Raw genomic sequence first — 17,201 nt, 5'->3', positions numbered from 1 at the left:
GGCGTCAGCGCAGCACGCCCGCGCGGTAGGCAGCCTCGGTGCGGGTCGCCGCGCCGAGCTTGCGGAGGATCGCCGAGACGTGCACGCTCGCGGTCTTGCCGCTGATGAAGAGTCGCTCGCCGATCTGGCGATTGCTGAGCCCCTCGGCGATGAGCTCGAGCACCTGTCGCTCGCGGGCCGTGAGCTCGGCGGTCGCAGCGGCGGCGGCGGCCGCGTCGTCGGATGCCGGCGCGCCCGCGATGCCCGGAGCCGAGCCGCCGGTGCTCGCGCCCGAGCGGGCGACGCCACCGCCCATGCCGCCGTCGAGCGCGATGCCTGCGGCCGCAGCCACCTGCCTCACTCGATCGCGGATCGCACCGACACCGCCGCTCAACGCCAGGTCGAGCGCGCTCTGCAGCGTCACCTTGGCAATGGCGCGGTCACCGCACGCGAGCTCGGCCTCGCCCTGTCGGAGCAGGGCGTACGGAGCGAGATAGCCGGGCGCAGTGGGCGCCGCAGCGGCTTGCGCCGCTGCCCGCCAGGCTGCGCCATCCGAACCGGCTGGGCCGCCGGAGCCATCGGAGACATCCGCCGCTTCGGCGAGCTCGGCGTCGAAGAACGCCGACCAGAGCCGGTGCGTGGGCCAGGTCTCCAGTCGATCGAGCAGCGCACGGAACGCCGGCTCGGCCCCGCTGATCTCAGCCGTGAGCGCGTCGGCGAGTCCGCCCGCGCGCTCGGCGATGCCGGACCGCGCGGCACCGACGACCCTCGCCGCGACCCAGAGCAGCGGCAGGGCGTAGCCGGGCAGCGGCGCGTCACGGATCTCGAGCGCTCGCCGCACCTCGCGCCAGGCTTCGGCCACGTCGCCGTTGGCGAGAGCCACCTCGGCCCCGACCCGACTCACGCTGAGCCTCGTCTGCGTCTCGACCTCCATGACGTCGCCCCACGCCGACCGGAAGGACCGGAGCTGCTCGGCGGCGCGCACCGGTTCGCCGAGCCAGAGGATGGCCCAGATGCGGGCGCGCTGCAGGTAGACGCCGAAGGGGCCCGGGGGGTCGAGGGCGATGGCGCGTTCGACGAGCGCGGCGGCGCGATCCCATTCGCCGAGCGCGAAGAGCGGGTCGACGGCGTTCGAGGCGAGAATGACGCCCGAGCTGCGCTCGACGCCCTGGGCGCGGGCCTGCTCGAGCCCCTCTTCGGCGAGTCGCACCGCCTCGTGATGGTTGCCGACGAGGTACTGCAGGTCGGAGGCGTTGACCCAGTAGCGCAGCATGGCAGCACCGTCACCCTCGGCGAGCTCTCGCGCGCGCTCGAGACCGGCGAGTCCCGCCTCGACCTCGCCGCGACTCGCTCGACTGACCGCCGCGACGTTCGTGGCGATCGAGGCATAGCGCGGAGAGTCGATCTCGATCGCCACGGCGAGCGCGCGCTCGGCTGTCTCGACGGCTTCGTCGAGACGGCCCTCGATCATGAGCCGGCCCGAAAGGCCGGTGAGCGTCGTCATGCGCAGCTCACTCGAGCCGTGTTCGCCAAGTGCCTCGAGTGCCTCTTCGAGCACCGGGATGGAGCCCGGGCGCCCGACGTTGGCAAGGTACATCGCCTTGTCGCGCAGAAATCGGGGGTACTGAGGGTCATCACGCGGGCATTCGGCGAGCGCGGCCTTCACGAGGGTGAGGCTGCGCTCACCCTCGCCCGCGTTGCGCAAGTGCGACGCCGTACGGCCCATGAGTTCGAGTTTCGACATGCCGGCGCTGCGTGCCGGGTCGGGCACGACGTCCCACAGGCCGAGGGCACGCTCGCCGAGTTGGGCGGCGGTCGCGTAGGCCGCAGCCGCGCGAGCTTCGCGCATCGCCTGAATCGTCGCGGGGAACGCCCGGGCGGCGTCGTGCGCACCGAGCCAGTGGAAGGAGATCTCGGCCGCGAGGCGTCGCGTGCCCGCCGCGGCGGCGGCCTCGTAGGCCTCGGCATAGCGCGAGTGGAAGCGGGCCCGTTCGCCCGGGAGCAGGTCGGCGAGGATCGCCTCGCGCACCAAGGCGTGCCGGAACGCGTAGTCGTCGCCGTCGATCGTGAGCACGCCGGCCAGCACGCTCTCGCGCGCGGCGAGTTCGAGCTCGCCCGCCGTGCCGTCGAAGACCGACTCGAGCATCGCGTGCGAGATGCGCACGCCGCCGACGCTGACGAGCCGGAGCAGCGCCTGCGAGCTCTCGGAGAGTCGTTCGTACCGAGCGAGCAGCAGCTCGCGCAAGGTGTCGGGCAAGTCGCTCTCGTCGCGGCACCCGTCGAGCCCGACGAGCTCTTCGACGAAGAAGGGCACCCCGTCGCTGCGGCGGAAGACGGTCGCGATCACCTGGTCGGTCGGCGCCTCGCCCGTGAGCGACTTCGTGAGCTTTCGCACCTGCGCGCGCGTGAGCCGCGAGAGGTCGCGGCGCTCGACCCAGCGGTCGCGCTCGGCCTCGGAGAGGAATGGCCGCAGCGGATGGCCCCGCGTGACGTCTTCGGTTCGGTACGTGAGCACCGTGAGCACCCGGCTCGAGCCGAGCGCGCGCATGAGGAACCGCAAGAGAGCGAGCGTGGCGGCGTCGACCCAGTGCAGGTCTTCGATGAGGAACACGATGGGTCGCTCGCGCGACAGGGTCTCGAGCAGCACCGCGATGCCCTCGTGCAGCTGCCCGGTGGCGGCGCCGACGCCGGCCGGGGCCTCTGCGGTCGGCGTGACGGACCCGGATGCCGCGAGCTCGGGCAGCAGCGCAGCGAGCGCCGAGCGGCCGGGCCCGGCCGCCTCGAGCACCCGCTCGGCCCCGAGGTCGGCGACGAGCGTGCGCAGTGCCGTCTTGACGGGGGCATACGGTGCCGCCACGCTGCCGAGATCGACGCACTGCCCGGCGAGCAGGCGCACGTCGGCCGGAAGTCCACTCTGGAACTCGCGGATCAGCCGGGTCTTGCCGATGCCGGCCTCGCCGCCGATGACGACCGTGAACGGCGCGCCGGCGCGCACCTCGTCGAGTCGCTCGTTGAGCCTCGAGAGGTCGGCGTCGCGGCCGACCATGGCCGCCGCTGACGTGGTCACGATCTCATCGTGCCACGTACCGCCGACATCCGCGGCTGCCGCAGCATCCGTGATCGCGCTCAGCGGAACGCCCCCCGCCGTGCGCCGCAGATTCAGCTGCTGCGCCGACGGCCCGGCGGGCGCGGGCGCCGAGGGTGCGGCCGTGGTCACCGCAGCGCGAGGCGGGGAGCCCGATGCGCGTGGTGCCGGCGGTGCCGCCGCACGGGTTCGGGTGACGCCACCGCGTCACCTGAACCGCGCTCCTCGTTGTCGCGCTGCAGGCCGAGCTCCCACTCGGCGCGCAGCACGTCGGTCTGGTGTGCGTGCAATGCGACGAAGTCTGCCGAGAACTGCATGATGCCTCCTGGTGTGCCTCCGATCCTCTCGACCGGATGCCTCCAGCGTGCTCGCTAAGGCACCCGCGACCCATCGGGCGATCGCCCTATTTCCTCGCCCGAGTGCCTAGGCACTCGGGCGCGGACCTGGCCGCAGGAATGACGGACTTCGGTCCGATCAGGCGGCTGCAGCCGATGGCGCTCAGTGAGGAAGGGTCGGGGTGCGCCGGTATCCGTCACGTGCGAACTGCACGACGGCGGCGGAAACGGCGACGACGGTGACCAGGGAGATCAGCAGCAGGAACAGGAGTGCGAACACGGGGTGATTCCTCTCACGGCCATCACAATATGTGATGAAACCTCATCAAAGCTTCTGGCCTTCGCCGGTCCGCGTCGTCAGGGCGACCACCGACTGGGGCGTCAGGGTTCCCTCGGGGGTGAGCGGCGACGGCTCGGGCTCGCCCCACGCCCGGCTGAGCGGAACCACCCCTGCCCACACCGAGTGGTCCTCGCCGTCGTCGGGCGCCTCGGATGCTCCGGCCGCACGCATCTTCATGACCACGTCGTCGAGTCGCAACCGCAGTACGCGCGTCGCGGCGACCTCCTTGCGCTTCGTCGTCCGCAGTTCGGCGGGCCGGCCGGGCATGAGCCGTTCCGAGAGCGCGAGCAGCGCGGCATCCGCTCGGTCGCCGTCGACCGGCTCGAGCACCCCGTAGGCGACCGCGCTGCGGTAGTTCATGGAGCTGTCGAAGAGCGACCGGGCGAAGACGAGGCCGTCGAGCGCGGTCACGGCGAAGGCGACGGTCTGGCGTTCGGATGCCGCGCGCAGGGCGAACCCGCCGCCGGTCGAGCCGTGCAGCAGCACGTACTCGCCCGCACGCGCGAAGCCCATGGGCACGACGACGGGCACACCGTCGACGGCGGCGGCTAGGTGCCCGACGAGTTCGGTGTCGAGCAGTTCGAAGAGGGCGTCGCGGTCGGTCGTCTGTCGCTCGGACAGGCGACGGATGCGGCGTGGTGCGGGCGTGGGGAGAGTGGGATCGTCGATCGTGGTCACGCTCCGAGTCTCGCGGTACACTGGTCGTGTTGCGAGTCCAGTTCTCGCACATTCGACCAGTCCAGTGGAGCTCGCATGGACGGCCCCCTCCTCTCGATCGACCGTGAGTCCGACCATCCCCTCGGCGTACAGCTCATCGAGGGCGTGCGCCGCGGCATTCTCGGGGGCGCACTCCGCCCGGGTGATCCGATGCCCTCGACTCGCGCACTCGCGCGCGAAGTCGGCGTCTCCCGCAGTGCCGTCGTGACCGCCTACGAGCAACTCGCCGGTGAGGGCTATCTCGAAATGCGGCAGGGCGCCGCGACCCGCATTGCCGAGCTCCCGACGACCGGCGGCGCGCCGCGCACGGCCCGAACGGCCCGCGCCGCCGACGCCGCCCCACCGTCAACCGATGCCCGCGCCGAACCCCGCATCTCCCTGCTGCCGGGCCATCCGTCGACGGCACGGATCGACACTCGCGCCTGGCGTGCCGCGTGGCGGCACGCCGCAGCCCTCGACATCCCCTCTCTGTCGCCGCCGCCGTTCGGGGTCGATCGACTGCGCGCCGAGATCGCCGATCACCTGCGCCACGCCCGCGGCGTGGAGTGCTCCCCCGACGACGTCGTGATCACCGCGGGCACGAGCGAGGCCATCGGCCTGCTGGCCTCCGCGCTCAGCACTCTCGCCGGGCCGCGGCCGGTCATCGCGGTCGAGCATCCCGGCTACCCCTCTGCGCGCCGCACGCTCGAACGCCGTGGCGTGCGCACCGTCGCCATCGCGGTCGACGTCGACGGCCTCGATCTTGAGGCGCTGCGACGCGCACGGCGACGACCCGACGCCGTCATGGTGACGCCCAGCCACCAGTATCCGCTCGGCGGCCGCCTTCTCGTCGCGACCCGACTCGAGCTGCTGGCCTGGGCCCGCTCGACGGGCACCCTCGTGATCGAAGACGACTACGACAGCGAGTTCCGCCACACCGGACCGCCGCTGCCGGCGCTCGCCTCGCTCGACGACGCCGGCCTGACCGTGCTCGTGGGCAGCTTCTCGAAAGTGCTGACGCCGTGGATCCGTCTCGGCTACCTCGTGCTGCCGCCCGCTGAGGCGAACCCGGCATTGCGTGCCGCGGTCGCCGAGGTCCGCGCCGATGAAGCCTGCCCGGTGCCCGGTGTCGCGCAGGACGCCATCGCAGCCCTGCTCGCCGGCGGCGCCGTGCGCCGGCACATCGCTGCCACGCGGCGCGAGTACGCCCACCGGCGTCGCCTCGTGCTCGACGCGCTCGGCGGGTTGCCCGGCGCGCCGCTGTCTGGGCTCGATGGCGGGCTGCACGCCGTGGTCGGGTTGCCGGATGCCGCGACATCCGCTGCCCTCGTCGCTCGCCTCGCGGCCGCGGGCATCGCCGTCGCGCCGCTCGCGGACTACTCGGCGGTGCCCGGCGAGGAGCAGCCCGGCATCGTCTTCGGCTACGCCTCGCCGAGCGACACCCAGCTCACCGAAGGGCTCGCGGGCATCCGTGCCGCGATCATCGAGAGCGGCGCTGCGAGTGCTGTCGAAAGCGCTTCCCGCCCGATAGTGTGAACCGACCGGCGCGCCGAGGGCGGCGCGCCACCCTACGGTTCGGAGGCCCGGTGAGGCGAGCGCACGGCACGGCGGCGTGGGGCGCCGCCCAGATCGGTCTGGCCGGGCTCGGCATCGCCGCCGTGATCACGATGAGCGGATGCGTCGGCGCCCCGGCTCCCCCGCCGGTCACGATCATCGCGACCGTCACCGCGACGCCCACCCCCACCCCGACCCCGACTCCCGTTGCGCCGCCGGTCGCCGAACCCGCTCCCGCCCCCGCGCCCGAGCCCGTGCCGAATGCCCCCGCCCCGGTATACGAACCCGGCCCGGCGGTCGACCTCGGTGCACGCGACGGCGCCAACGGCTCTCCGGTGGTCGACGGCAGCGGCATGCCGACCAGCTACACCGTCGTCTCGGGCGATCACTTCTTCGACATCGCCCAGCGATTCGACCTGCCGCAGCAGCAGCTCCTGCGCATGAACCCCCAGGTGCACGATTTCGGCGAGAACGTCTACATCGGCGACGTGCTCAACCTCGACTGGACGAAGACCGGGTGACCTTCAGGGCGACGGCCGCACGGGCGGGGCGTCGTCCGGGGCGAGGTATGCGCCGATCTTGCGGAACAGCGCGTCGCCGCCGTTGGAGTAGTTGCCTTCGCTGTCGAACGCCTCCTCCTCGTAGGTGACGGCGACGGCGATTGCGATCTTCTCCGACGGCAAGTACGCGTTCACCGCTGCGTAGCCGTAGAAGAGCGGGTTCTGGAGCAACCAGTCGCCGGTGATCCACAGCCCGAGTCCGTACGTGGCGAACTCATCGAGCGGGCGGCAGTTGACGCATCCGTCGATCGCCGTCGTCTTGCCGCGCAGATCGGTCGAGGTCATCGCCTCGTAGGATGCCTCCGACAGCAGTTCGCCCGTGCCGACCGCGACAGCGCTGGCCAGCAGGTCATCGATGTTGCTCGTCTGGATGGCACCGTGGCTGATGGTCCACGACGGGTTCCAGTTCGTGGAATCCTCGTAGAACGGGGTGCCCGCCGGAATGTTGAAGAAGGTGCGCCGCTCCGAGCTGTAGGCGTGCAGCGCCGGCTCGGGGATCTCCGCGGTGAGCGACGCCCTGGTGTTCGTCAGCTCCAACGGGTCGAGCACCCGCTCCTGCAGTGCGTCTTCGAGCGACATGCCGGTGACCTCCTCGAGCACCAGTCCGAGGATGACGTAGTTGGTGTGCGCGTAGGCCCAGTTGGTGCCCGGCTCGAACCAGAGCGGCTTGTCCATCGCGAGCGCGAGCTGGTCTTCTGTCGTCCAGGCCCTGAACACGTCGGAATAGGCGATCTCGGCGAACTCCTCGTTGCCGAGCACGAAGTCTTGATACCCCGACGTCATCTGCGCCAGCTGCTCGATGGTGACCTCGTCGGCGTGCGGCAGATCGGGCAGGTACTTCGACACCGTGTCATCGAGGCTCATCTTCTTCTCGTCGACCAATTGCAGCATCAGCGTCGACACGTACGAGATCGCGACAGCGCCGTTGCGGAAGTGCATGTCGGTCGTGGCCGGCACTCCGGTCATGGACTCGCCCTCGGCGGCGGTCACGATCTCGGTCCCGTCGACCGTCACCTTCACGATGACCGCCTTCAGGTGCGCCTCGTCCATGTAGTCGCGCACGATCTCCATGATGGCGTCGGCCTCGACGGAGTCGCCGCCCTGCATCTGGTCCGGTTCGGCCGAACCGGGAATCGATGCCGTCGGAGTCGGTGACGTTGCGGGCGGCGTGCCGCCCGATGTGCATGCCGCGAGCAATCCGAGCGCGCATGCGAACACCACGATTCGCCCGACCACCGGGCCCCGCCGTGAAATGGACATGACTGAAGTGTCCCGCCGACGAAGTTGAGAAAACAACAGTTTCGGCCGTTCTGGGGGTCCCTCTGCCGCGCGATCGGGCCTCGCCGGTCGAGTAGCGAGCGACAGCGAGCGTATCGAGACCCTGTGCCCTACTCGCTCGCCCCGGTGTTGCGCAGGAAGACGATGACCCAGCTGAAGATGAGCACGGCGGCGACCAGTTCGACGGCGGTGAGGTTGTAATACCCGGTGACGAAGAAGACCGCCAGCACCACGATGACTCCGACATAGACGTAGCCGAGCAGGATGAAGACCCGGGGCATCGACGGAACAAGCCAGCGCAGGCTCACGACCATCGCGACGTAGACGATCGCCATGCCGGTGGCCGCCAGATTGTGCGCCTCCAGGAACTCGTCGACGGGGAAGATTCCCACGCAGGCGAGGAGCACCCCGATGAGCACGAGCGCGAAGCGAACCAGGTTGCGGCCGCGCGACTCGGATCGGGTCGAGTTCGGCAGGAACGCGGTCGCGTAGTGGGCGATCGTCGTCACCATCACGCCGGCGATGATCAGCGTCAGGTTGAACGCCAGCGCTGAGACGTCGTCGCTGATTCCGAGCGTGCTGAGGTTCTTCTGCCACCAGAGCGGGTCGGTCGCGCTGAGCATGCTGGTGAGGGCACCGACCACCAGGAACAGTGCGAGCACCAGCGACAGGAGCATCGGGGTGAGGTTCACCGCAGAGAGGAACGCCATGTAGGCGGTGACCGCCAGCGCGACACCCGTCAGGACGGCCGCCGAGAACGAGTACACGCTCGCGCCGATGAAGCTCTGGCTGAGCAGCGACGCGAGTCCGGCCCATCCGAGCAGGGCGATGATCGCGTGCGCGAGGGTCAGTGCCGCGATGTCGAACCAATGCAGCCGCGGCCGCATACCGTCTCCCGGCGCGGCCTGGCGGATCCGGGCCCGTCGCAGTGCGCATCCGAAGAGGAACGCCGCGATCGCGGCGAGCGCTCCGCCGACGGCGACGACGTCGCCCAGGGACCCCCGGCCCGCGATCGGTACCTCTCGCCCCCAGAACACGAGGAGCCCCGCGAGCGCACCCACGACGAACGCGCCGGCACCGATGAGGAGCGCCGAGGATTCCCTCGACTCCTCGCTGGCGATCGGGTGGCGAAGAACTCGCGCGATGGGTGAGGATCCGCTCATCCTGGTACTCCGTTCGTCTTCAGTGCTGCACCCGCACCTTGCGAATGCACGTGGTACTCGCCCCGCTGGCCGTCAGCCGAGCAGGGTTCCCGCTGCCGCCGAGGAGGGTTTCGGGTCGGGAAGTCGTCGCATCCTCAGCGCGGTGATGATGCCGAGCAGCCCTGCGAGGATGGGGATGAGCAGTGCGACCTGCAGGGCGATCGGCCGGGACTCGGTGTTGATGGCGATGATCTCGTCCTGCACCTCGTCGGGCTCGTCCGCGAGCAGCTCCTCGAGCTGCAGATCCGACATGAGCTGGGCGTCCTCTTCCAGGGCGACCGCGACGCGTTCCCGGTCGTCGGGCGCGAGCACCGCGCTCGACTCCGCGCGAGCCGTGAACGTGAAGGCGAGCACGGCGAGCATGATGGCGCCCGCGAAGGCGAGGCCGAATGACAGCCCGAACGACCCTGCGGCCGAGTTCACGCCGGCCGCCTCGCTCACCCGCTCGTCGGAGATCGGCGACAACGTGTAGTTGTTGAGTTGTGACACGAGCAGCCCGAGGCCGCCTCCGGCGATGACGAGCGGAATGGCGAGCCACCATCCCGAGTCGGCACGCGGCACGACCACGACCACTGCGGACAATCCGACGACGAGGAGCATGAACCCCCACAGGATGATCGAGCTCGGACGACCGTTCGCTCGCTTCCCGGCGAGCAGCGCGACCACGAACATGCTCAGCGAGAGCGGCGCGATGGAGAGACCGGCGAGCAGCGCGTTGTACCCGAGCACCATCTGGAGGTAGAGGGGCAGCACGATCATGGAACCGCCGAGGGCGATCTGCTGCAGGAGCTGGCCGCTCACTCCCGCCTTGAACACCTTCGATTCGAACAGCACCGGATCGACGAGGGTGGCACGTTCACGCCGCTTGCGTGCCCGCAGCCACCAGACGAACCCGACGAGGGCGATCGCCCCGACGCCGATGATGAGGGCGACGTACTGTCCGCCCTCCTGCCAGACGAGGATGCCGAGCACGACGCCGCCCATGCCGACGACCGAGAGTGCCGCGCCGACCCAGTCGACCGCACGCGAACCGGTGTAGGGCACGTCCTTCACGAGCTTGATGCCCGAGAGCACGACGGCGATCACGACGGCCTCGAGGAGGAACCCCACCCGCCACGAGAGGAAGGTCGTGATGAAGCCGCCGAGCAACGGGCCGACGCCGGCTGCGATCGCGGCTGACGCGCCGACGAGGGCGTACACGCGCTTCTGATGCGCGCCTTCGAAGTTGCCGTGGATGAGGGATTGCATCGACGGGAGCAGCAGCGACGCGCCGATGCCGCCGATGATCGCCCAGAAGACGATGATCGCCGTGAGGTCTTGGGCGAGCGTCATCGCGATCGCGCCGACCGCGTAGCCGAGCAGCCCGAGGATGTACGCGAGCTTCCGTCCGATGAGGTCACCGGTCTTGCCGCCGATGAGGATGAACGCGGCCGAGACGAGCGCCTCGAGGGCGATCGCGCCCTGCACGCCGCTCGCGGTCGTGCCGAGGTCTTCCACGACCGCGGAGATCGACACGTTCATGAGCGAGGTGTCGACGACGAGCACGAACATCGCCATCGCGAGCAGAATGGCGAGCCGGCCGTTGAACGGTTTCGTGGTGCCGTCACCCGTGTCCATGGCTCACCCAACCACATCGCTCGATCTCCGGAAAGAGCCAGTTCGGGACCTCGTCACGGTCTGGAGCACGTGGCCTCACCGGATGTCGCCCGAAGTCTCCGACGGCAATCCGCGCAGGTTAGGATAGCCTCTCCTCCACTTCGAATCCGAAAGAGCCTCGTGATGCGCCGCCTTCTCCCCTCATTCGTCGCGTCCGCAGTGACCGTCGCCCTCGCCGCCGCATTGACCGGATGCTCCGCGCCCGCGTCGTCCGACGGTACGGCGTCCGATGCTGCGCCGGACGACGCGCTCGTCGTCTACAACGCGCAGCACGAGCAACTCACCGAGGAGTGGGTGGCCGCCTTCACCGAGGAGACCGGCATCGAGGTCGTGCTGCGGCACGGGTCCGACAGCGAACTCGGCAACCAGCTCGTGCAGGAGGGCGCGGCATCGAAGGCCGACGTGTTCCTCACCGAGAACTCTCCGGCGATGTCGCTCGTCGAGAACGCCGGGTTGTTCGCCCCGGTCGACGCGGCGACGCTCGAGCTCGTGCCCGAGGCGTACCGCCCGTCGAGCGGGCTCTGGACCGGCATCGCCGCGCGCTCGACGGTGCTCGTCTACAACCCCGAGCTGCTCAGCGACGCCGAGCTGCCGGCATCGCTCATGGACCTCGAGAAGCCCGAGTGGAAGGACCGCTGGGGCGGCGCCCCCGGCGGCGCCGACTTCCAGGCGATCATCTCGGCGATGCTCGCACTCGAGGGCGAAGCGGCGACCGCGGCCTGGCTCGACGGCATGGCCGAGAACGCGACCGTGTACCAGAACAACATCGCGACCATGAAGGCCGTGAACGCCGGCGAGATCCCCGCCGGCGTCATCTACCACTACTACTGGTTCCGCGATCAAGACAAGACGGCCGAGAACAGCGGCAACACGAAGCTCCACTACTTCGGCAACCAGGATCCGGGCGCCTTCGTGAGCGTCTCGGGCGGCGGCGTGCTCGCATCGAGCACGCACGAGAAGCAGGCGCAGCAATTCCTTGCGTTCCTCGCGGGCGAGCAGGGCCAGACCATCCTCGGCGAGGGATACAGCTTCGAATACCCCGTCTCGAGCGGCATCCCGGCCAAGTCGCCGCTGCCGGCACTCGACACGCTCGACGCGCCGACCGTCGACCCGTCCAAGCTCAACGGCCCCCAGGTCATCGACCTCATGACGAACGCCGGTCTGCTCTGACGACAGCCGCTGCGATCGACGCCCCGGCCCGCACCACTGGCGGGCAGGGACGATCGGGCGACGGCGCGCGACGGCCGCCGACCGCACTGGTGGCGCTCGTCGTGGTGCTCGCGGCCGTCATGCTCGTGCCGGTCGGCTACGTGGTGGCGACGGTCATCGAGATCGGATGGGCCGAACTCGCCGAGCTGGTATTCCGCCCCCGGGTGGGCGAGCTGCTGCTGAACACCGTGCTGCTGCTGGTGCTCGGAGTGCCGACGACGATCGCGCTCGGCGTCGGCGGAGCCTGGCTCGTCGAACGCACCGACCTGCCCGGCCGCCGAGTGTTCGCGGTACTGCTCGCGGCGCCACTCGCCATCCCGGCCTTCGTCGCCAGCTACGGCTGGGCGAGCGCGATCCCGTCGATCCACGGCCTCGGCGGCGGGCTCCTCGTGGCCGTGCTCGCCTACTCCCCCCTCGTCTACCTTCCGGTCCTCGCAACGCTGCGAGGACTCGACCCGGCCCTCGAGGAGTCGGCCCGCTCGCTCGGCGACGGCTCGTGGGCGGTCTTCGCCCGGGTCGTACTGCCGCAGCTGCGACTCGCGATCCTCGGCGGCGGCCTGATCGTCGCCCTGCACCTGCTCGCCGAGTACGGCGCGTTCGCCTTCGTACGCTTCGACACCTTCACCACGGCGATCGTCGTCGCGTACCAGTCGACGTTCGCCGGACCATCCGCGGCGTCGCTCGGTGTCGTGCTGACCGCGCTGTGCCTGTTGCTGCTCATCGCCGAGTCGTCGGCGCGGGGTCGCGGGCGGTACGCACGCGTCGGCTCGGGCAGCCCGCACCCGGCGGTGCCGCTCCGGCTCGGGCGCGCGACCGCACCCGCCTTCGTCGCGCTCTCGGCGCTCGTGCTCGCGGCGACCGCGGTGCCGCTCGCGAGCGTGCTGCGGTGGCTCGGCGCCGCCGACGGTTCGGCCTTCGCCGACCTCGCATCGACCGCGCTGCAGACCGCGCTGCTCGGCGCCGGCGGCGCGATCGGAGCGATCCTCGTGGCGTTCCCCGTGGCGTGGCTCGTGGGCCGCTTCCCCGCCCGACGGAGCCGCGCACTCGAGGCGCCGTACTACGTGGCGAGCAGCCTGCCCGCCATCATCGTCGCGCTCGCGCTCGTCACCGTGACGCTCCGTCTCGCGCCCGCCTTGTACCAAACGGTGTTCACCGTCATGGTGGCCTATGTGATCGTGTTCCTCCCCCGCGCGCTGGTGTCGCTGCGGGCGGGCATCGCGCAAGTCCCCGAGTCGCTCGAAGAAGCCGCCCGCTCGCTCGGCGTCTCACCCTTCACGGCCCGGCTGCGCGTGACCGTTCCGCTACTCGTTCCCTCGATCGCCGCCGGCGCGGCCCTCGTCGCGCTCGGAGCCGCCAACGAGCTCACCGCGACCCTGCTGCTCGCGCCGACCGGCACGCGCACCCTGGCCACGCAGTTCTGGTCGGCCGCATCCGCCATCGACTACCCGGGTGCCGCCCCCTATGCACTGGTGCTCATCCTGCTCTCGATTCCGGCCGTCGGGCTGATGTTCGCGCAGGCTCGGGGATGGCGGGCGCGATGAGGCTCGTGATCGAATCCGTCGCGAAGTCGTTCGGGAGCACGGGAGTGCTCGACGACATCTCGCTCGACGTGCCCGACGGGTCCCGCACGGCGATCGTCGGCGCCTCGGGCAGCGGCAAGAGCACGCTGCTGCGACTCATCGCGGGGTTCGAGGAGCCCGACCACGGACGCATCGCCCTCGGTGATCGCGTGCTCGCAGGAGGCGGCGGGCGCTCGGTGCCCGCTCACCGCCGCGGCATCGGCTACGTCGCACAGGACGGCGCTCTCTTCCCGCACCTCACGGTCGCGGGCAACATCGGCTTCGGGCTCCGCGGCGCGCGCGACCGCGCCGCCCGCGTGCGCGAGGCGATGAGCCTCGCCGCACTCGACCCCGCCCTCGCCGAGCGGTTCCCCCACCAACTCTCGGGCGGCCAGCAGCAGCGCGTCGCCCTCGCCCGGGCTCTCGCTCCGCGGCCCGCCGTGATCCTGCTCGACGAACCGTTCAGCGCCCTCGACACCGGGCTGCGCGAGCAGACGCGCCGAGCCGTCATCGAGGCGCTCGAGCGCTCGGCGACCACCGCCGTGCTCGTCACCCACGACCAGGACGAGGCGCTCACCTTCGGCCACGGCATCGGCATCATGGTCGATGGCCGGCTCGCCCAATCGGGCGTTCCGTCGGAGGTCTACGACAGTCCGGCCACACCCGAGATCGCGGCCTTCCTGGGCGCTGCGGTGCTGCTGCCCGCCACGCTCGGCAGCGGCTGCGCAGAGTGCGTGCTCGGACGCATCCCGATCCGGCACGATCGAAGCGGCGGCAGCGCCTCAGTCGCGATGGTGCGCCCGTCGCAGTTCGAGGTGCGCTCGTCGGCCTCGGCGGCATCGGTGCCGAACGCGACCGTCACCGGCGTCCGCCGCGTCGGTCCGATCACCGAGGTGCAACTGCGGCTCGGCGACGACGCGCCGTCGACGATCGAGTTGCGACTGCCCCACCACGAGGTCGTCGGGGTCGACCCCGGTGCCCGGGTCGAGGTGCGGGTCGACGGTGGCGTGGTGCTCTACCCGGTCGCCGCCCCGACCCGACCCGACCCGGAACCCTCGGTCAGCGCCGACGCGCCCTGACCAGCGCGGTGACTCGCGCGGTGACTCGCGCGGCGGCGAAGACGTAGAGCTTCCATGCCGCGAGGCCGACGGCGAGCGAGAGCAGCGTCGCGAGCCACGGAAGGTGGTTCTCGAGCGACGGGTACACCTGCCAGTGCGTCAGGTAGATGAACATGGATGCCCCGGCGAGCAGGCCGACGACCGGCACGAGCAGGCGCGGCAACGGCACGGCCGGCAGCCAGATCAGCAGCAGCAGCCCGATCAGGATGATGAACTCGCGGGTTGGGGTGCCGAAGAACCCGACGATGCTCGCAAGGGCGACCACGGTCGCCACCCACCGCTGCAGGAGCGTGCGCGAGCGCGCGATGAGCCAGCCGAGGGCGAGGCACCAGAGCACCATGGCGGTCGTGTATCGCTCGGTGGCGTGAGCCTCGACGCCCCCGAGCAGGAGCGTGCGCGCCGCGAGCGCCAGGGCGAGCACCACGAACGCGAACGCGTAGGGGTGTCGCCGCTCGACCCGGTCGATGCCGGGAACGGCGAGCAGTGCCGCGAGCCCGAGCAGCGACCAGGCGACCGCCTCGATGAACCAGAACTGCCAGTGCACGCTCCAGGTCGACTCGCCGCCGAAGTTGTTCACGAACAGCACGGTCTCGGGCCGGTAGTAGCCGGTGACGAGCGCGACCGCGCCGACCCACAGCACGGCCGGCACGAGCAACTGGCGAGTGCTGCGCAGCAACGCGAGCGATCGGCGTCGACCCGGGACATCCGCCAGCTGGAATCTCGCCAGGTTGTACCCCGCAACGGCGAGCAGCAGGTGGGCGCCGCCCTTGAGGTCGAAGAGGTTCGCGTGCGTGCCGACGATCAGCACGATCGCGACGGCGCGCAGCAGGGCCGGCGTCTCGATGCGGGGCAGGCGGCGGATGCGAGAGCGTGCGACCGTCGAGCGCGTGGCCGCGGTGCGCTCGGGATCGGCGGGCGGCGGGGCATCCGCTCGATCGGGCGCGGCCACCGTACCGAGCTCGCGCACCGTCATCGTGGGCCACTCGCGTGGCAGCGCACCGAGCAGCGATTCGAGGCGCAACGAGACCTCGACGTAGCTGAGCGAATCGCCGCCGAGACCCGAGAACGAATCATCGAGGGTGACACCGCTCGTGCCGAGCAGGGCGGTGTACAGCAGGCGGACGGCGTCGGGCGTGACCTGCTCAGCGGATGTCGCGGGGCAGGTCGCGCCGTCGATGGAGGCGGTGGCGTCGGCGCCCGGGCGGGTCGCGGGCGGAACGCAGGAGTCGAGCGCGGCGGCGTACCGCACGAGTGCCGCCGTGTCGGGCTTGCCGCTCGAGGTGCGCGGGAACTCGTCGATCGCGTGCACCCGGATCGCGTGCGTCGGAAGGCCGGTGTGCGCCGCGGCCCGGTCGCGCACCGCGCCGGCGAACCGCTCGGCGCGCACGAAGAGCAGCAGCCGTTCGTCGGAGCTCGCCGTGCGCACCTCGAAGCCGTCGTCGCCGAGCAGCCGTTCGACCCGGTCGAGGTCGATGCGCAGGCCGAAGACCTTCACGAAGCGGCTGCTGCGCCCGACGACCTCGAAGAGCCCGTCGTCACGCCGGCGCGCGAGGTCGCCGGTGCGCAACTCGTCGACGACGCGTCCTGCAGCGAAGTCCGCCGGCTCCTCTGCGTAGCCGAGCATCACGTTCGGACCGGAGTAGACGAGTTCGCCGACGCCGTCGTCACGGGGTTCGTCGATGCGGAACCGCCCGCCGGGAATCGGCACGCCGATCGCCCCGGCCGCCGATTCGGCGAGACGAGGCGGCAGGTAGGCCATGCGAGCGGTCGCCTCGGTCTGCCCGTACATGACGACGAACTCGAAGCCGCGTTCACGGCCGAGACGGGCGTAGTGACGCACCTGCTCGGGGCGGAGCCGCCCGCCCGCCTGGGTCACGTAGCGCAGGCTCGGCGTCGCCCGATCGGCGAACCCTGCCGCATCGAGCAGGTCGAAGGTGTACGGCACGCCGGCGAACGAGGTCGCCTCTGCGCGATCGAAGGCGCGCCAGAACTCGTCGTCGACGACCGAGTGCGACTGCAGCACGAGGCTGCCGCCCGCGACGAGGTGGCTGTTGACCACCGAGAGCCCGTAGCAGTAGTGCAGCGGCAGCGTGGTCGCTGCACGGTCGGCGACGCCGAGGTTCAAGTAGTCGGCGATGGCGACCGCGTTGCTCTCGACGTTCGTGCGGCTCAGCCGGACGAGCTTCGGGGAACCGGTCGAACCCGAGGTGCTCGCGAGCAGCGCGAGCTCGGGGTGGAGGTCGTGACGCGTGCCGTCACGACGCTCGATGAGTGACCAGCCGGTGACGCCGGGCGCGCTACCGGCGTCACCGCCGGCGATCACATCGGGATCGAACCGCTCGATGAGCGCCTCGCGGTGCTGCCGGTTGCTCGACGGATCCCCGTCGACGAAGAGCACCGGATGGCCGCCCTCGAGCGCAGCGAGGTAGGTGACGATCGGTTCGACCTCGTTCGCGCCGGCGATCATCACGAGTCGCCGTTCGGAGCCGAGCTCATGCCGTCGCGCATCGACGCGATCGCGCAGCTCGCCGTGATCGATCGTCGACTGGCCGGCGACGAGAGCGGGCGCCGACGACGGTCCGCGAGTCAGCCGCAGCGCGGTCGACTCGAGCGGGCGGATGGGCACGCTT

General features: G+C 70.8%; 12 protein-coding genes. 5 read left to right on the top strand and 7 right to left on the bottom strand.

Annotated elements, in window-relative coordinates; translation table 11 throughout:
- Positions 1-4: 4 nt before the first annotated feature.
- The 3 genes from AC6CH0_RS05410 to AC6CH0_RS05400 all read right to left on the bottom strand — a co-directional run bounded on the left by AC6CH0_RS05410 (position 5) and on the right by AC6CH0_RS05400 (position 4,417).
- Complete coding sequence (locus AC6CH0_RS05410) at positions 5-3,196, bottom strand: helix-turn-helix transcriptional regulator (RefSeq protein WP_498098749.1); 3,192 nt, start codon at positions 3,194-3,196, stop codon at positions 5-7.
- Positions 3,193-3,381: a hypothetical protein gene (locus tag AC6CH0_RS05405; protein WP_498098748.1), complete on the bottom strand. Its 189-nt coding sequence runs from the start codon at positions 3,379-3,381 to the stop codon at positions 3,193-3,195. Before AC6CH0_RS05405 ends, AC6CH0_RS05410 begins: the two co-directional genes overlap by 4 nt.
- A gap of 343 nt (positions 3,382-3,724) precedes the next feature.
- On the bottom strand, positions 3,725-4,417 hold the full coding sequence (locus tag AC6CH0_RS05400) for a pyridoxamine 5'-phosphate oxidase family protein (RefSeq protein WP_498098747.1): 693 nt from the start codon (positions 4,415-4,417) through the stop codon (positions 3,725-3,727).
- 75 nt (positions 4,418-4,492) lie between these two features.
- Between AC6CH0_RS05400 and pdxR the strand changes: the two genes are divergently transcribed.
- Together pdxR and AC6CH0_RS05390 are read left to right on the top strand one after the other, a co-directional pair.
- A complete protein-coding gene (pdxR, locus tag AC6CH0_RS05395; protein ID WP_498098746.1) occupies positions 4,493-5,971 on the top strand; it encodes a MocR-like pyridoxine biosynthesis transcription factor PdxR in 1,479 nt (492 codons plus the stop codon).
- A 50-nt stretch (positions 5,972-6,021) separates the two neighbouring features.
- On the top strand, positions 6,022-6,510 hold the full coding sequence (locus tag AC6CH0_RS05390; RefSeq protein WP_498098745.1) for a LysM peptidoglycan-binding domain-containing protein: 489 nt from the start codon (positions 6,022-6,024) through the stop codon (positions 6,508-6,510).
- A 3-nt stretch (positions 6,511-6,513) separates the two neighbouring features.
- Here AC6CH0_RS05390 and AC6CH0_RS05385 read toward each other — a convergent pair whose 3' ends face one another.
- From AC6CH0_RS05385 to AC6CH0_RS05375, 3 genes are all read right to left on the bottom strand, one after another.
- The gene (locus AC6CH0_RS05385; protein WP_498098744.1) at positions 6,514-7,809 is read right to left on the bottom strand and encodes a serine hydrolase domain-containing protein; all 1,296 of its coding nucleotides are present in this window, start codon (positions 7,807-7,809) and stop codon (positions 6,514-6,516) included.
- 128 nt (positions 7,810-7,937) lie between these two features.
- Positions 7,938-8,990: a hypothetical protein gene (locus AC6CH0_RS05380; protein ID WP_498098743.1), complete on the bottom strand. Its 1,053-nt coding sequence runs from the start codon at positions 8,988-8,990 to the stop codon at positions 7,938-7,940.
- A 72-nt stretch (positions 8,991-9,062) separates the two neighbouring features.
- Positions 9,063-10,646 carry an MFS transporter gene (locus tag AC6CH0_RS05375; protein ID WP_498098742.1) on the bottom strand — a complete coding sequence of 528 codons (1,584 nt, stop codon included), beginning with the start codon at positions 10,644-10,646 and terminating at the stop codon, positions 9,063-9,065.
- Positions 10,647-10,808: 162 nt separating this feature from the next.
- Here AC6CH0_RS05375 and AC6CH0_RS05370 point away from each other — a divergent pair, with 162 nt between their 5' ends.
- The 3 genes from AC6CH0_RS05370 (at position 10,809) to AC6CH0_RS05360 (ending at position 14,532) form a co-directional block, all read left to right on the top strand.
- Positions 10,809-11,855: an iron ABC transporter substrate-binding protein gene (locus AC6CH0_RS05370; RefSeq protein WP_498098741.1), complete on the top strand. Its 1,047-nt coding sequence runs from the start codon at positions 10,809-10,811 to the stop codon at positions 11,853-11,855.
- Positions 11,856-11,974: 119 nt separating this feature from the next.
- Entirely contained in the window at positions 11,975-13,435 is a 1,461-nt protein-coding gene (locus tag AC6CH0_RS05365) for an ABC transporter permease (RefSeq protein ID WP_498101042.1), read from the top strand.
- Positions 13,432-14,532, top strand: a complete 1,101-nt coding sequence (locus AC6CH0_RS05360) for an ABC transporter ATP-binding protein (RefSeq protein ID WP_498098740.1) — start codon at positions 13,432-13,434, stop codon at positions 14,530-14,532. Before AC6CH0_RS05365 ends, AC6CH0_RS05360 begins: the two co-directional genes overlap by 4 nt.
- On the opposite strand, the gene AC6CH0_RS05355 is transcribed toward AC6CH0_RS05360, so the two are convergent.
- Complete coding sequence (locus AC6CH0_RS05355; RefSeq protein WP_498098739.1) at positions 14,513-17,197, bottom strand: AMP-binding protein; 2,685 nt, start codon at positions 17,195-17,197, stop codon at positions 14,513-14,515. The genes AC6CH0_RS05360 and AC6CH0_RS05355 overlap by 20 nt on opposite strands.
- Between the last annotated feature and the right edge of the window lie 4 nt (positions 17,198-17,201).

The organism is Agromyces sp. GQ35 (genome assembly GCF_059758475.1).
Note: the sequence above shows the minus strand (reverse complement) of the source record. Positions and strands in the feature narration are given on the sequence as shown.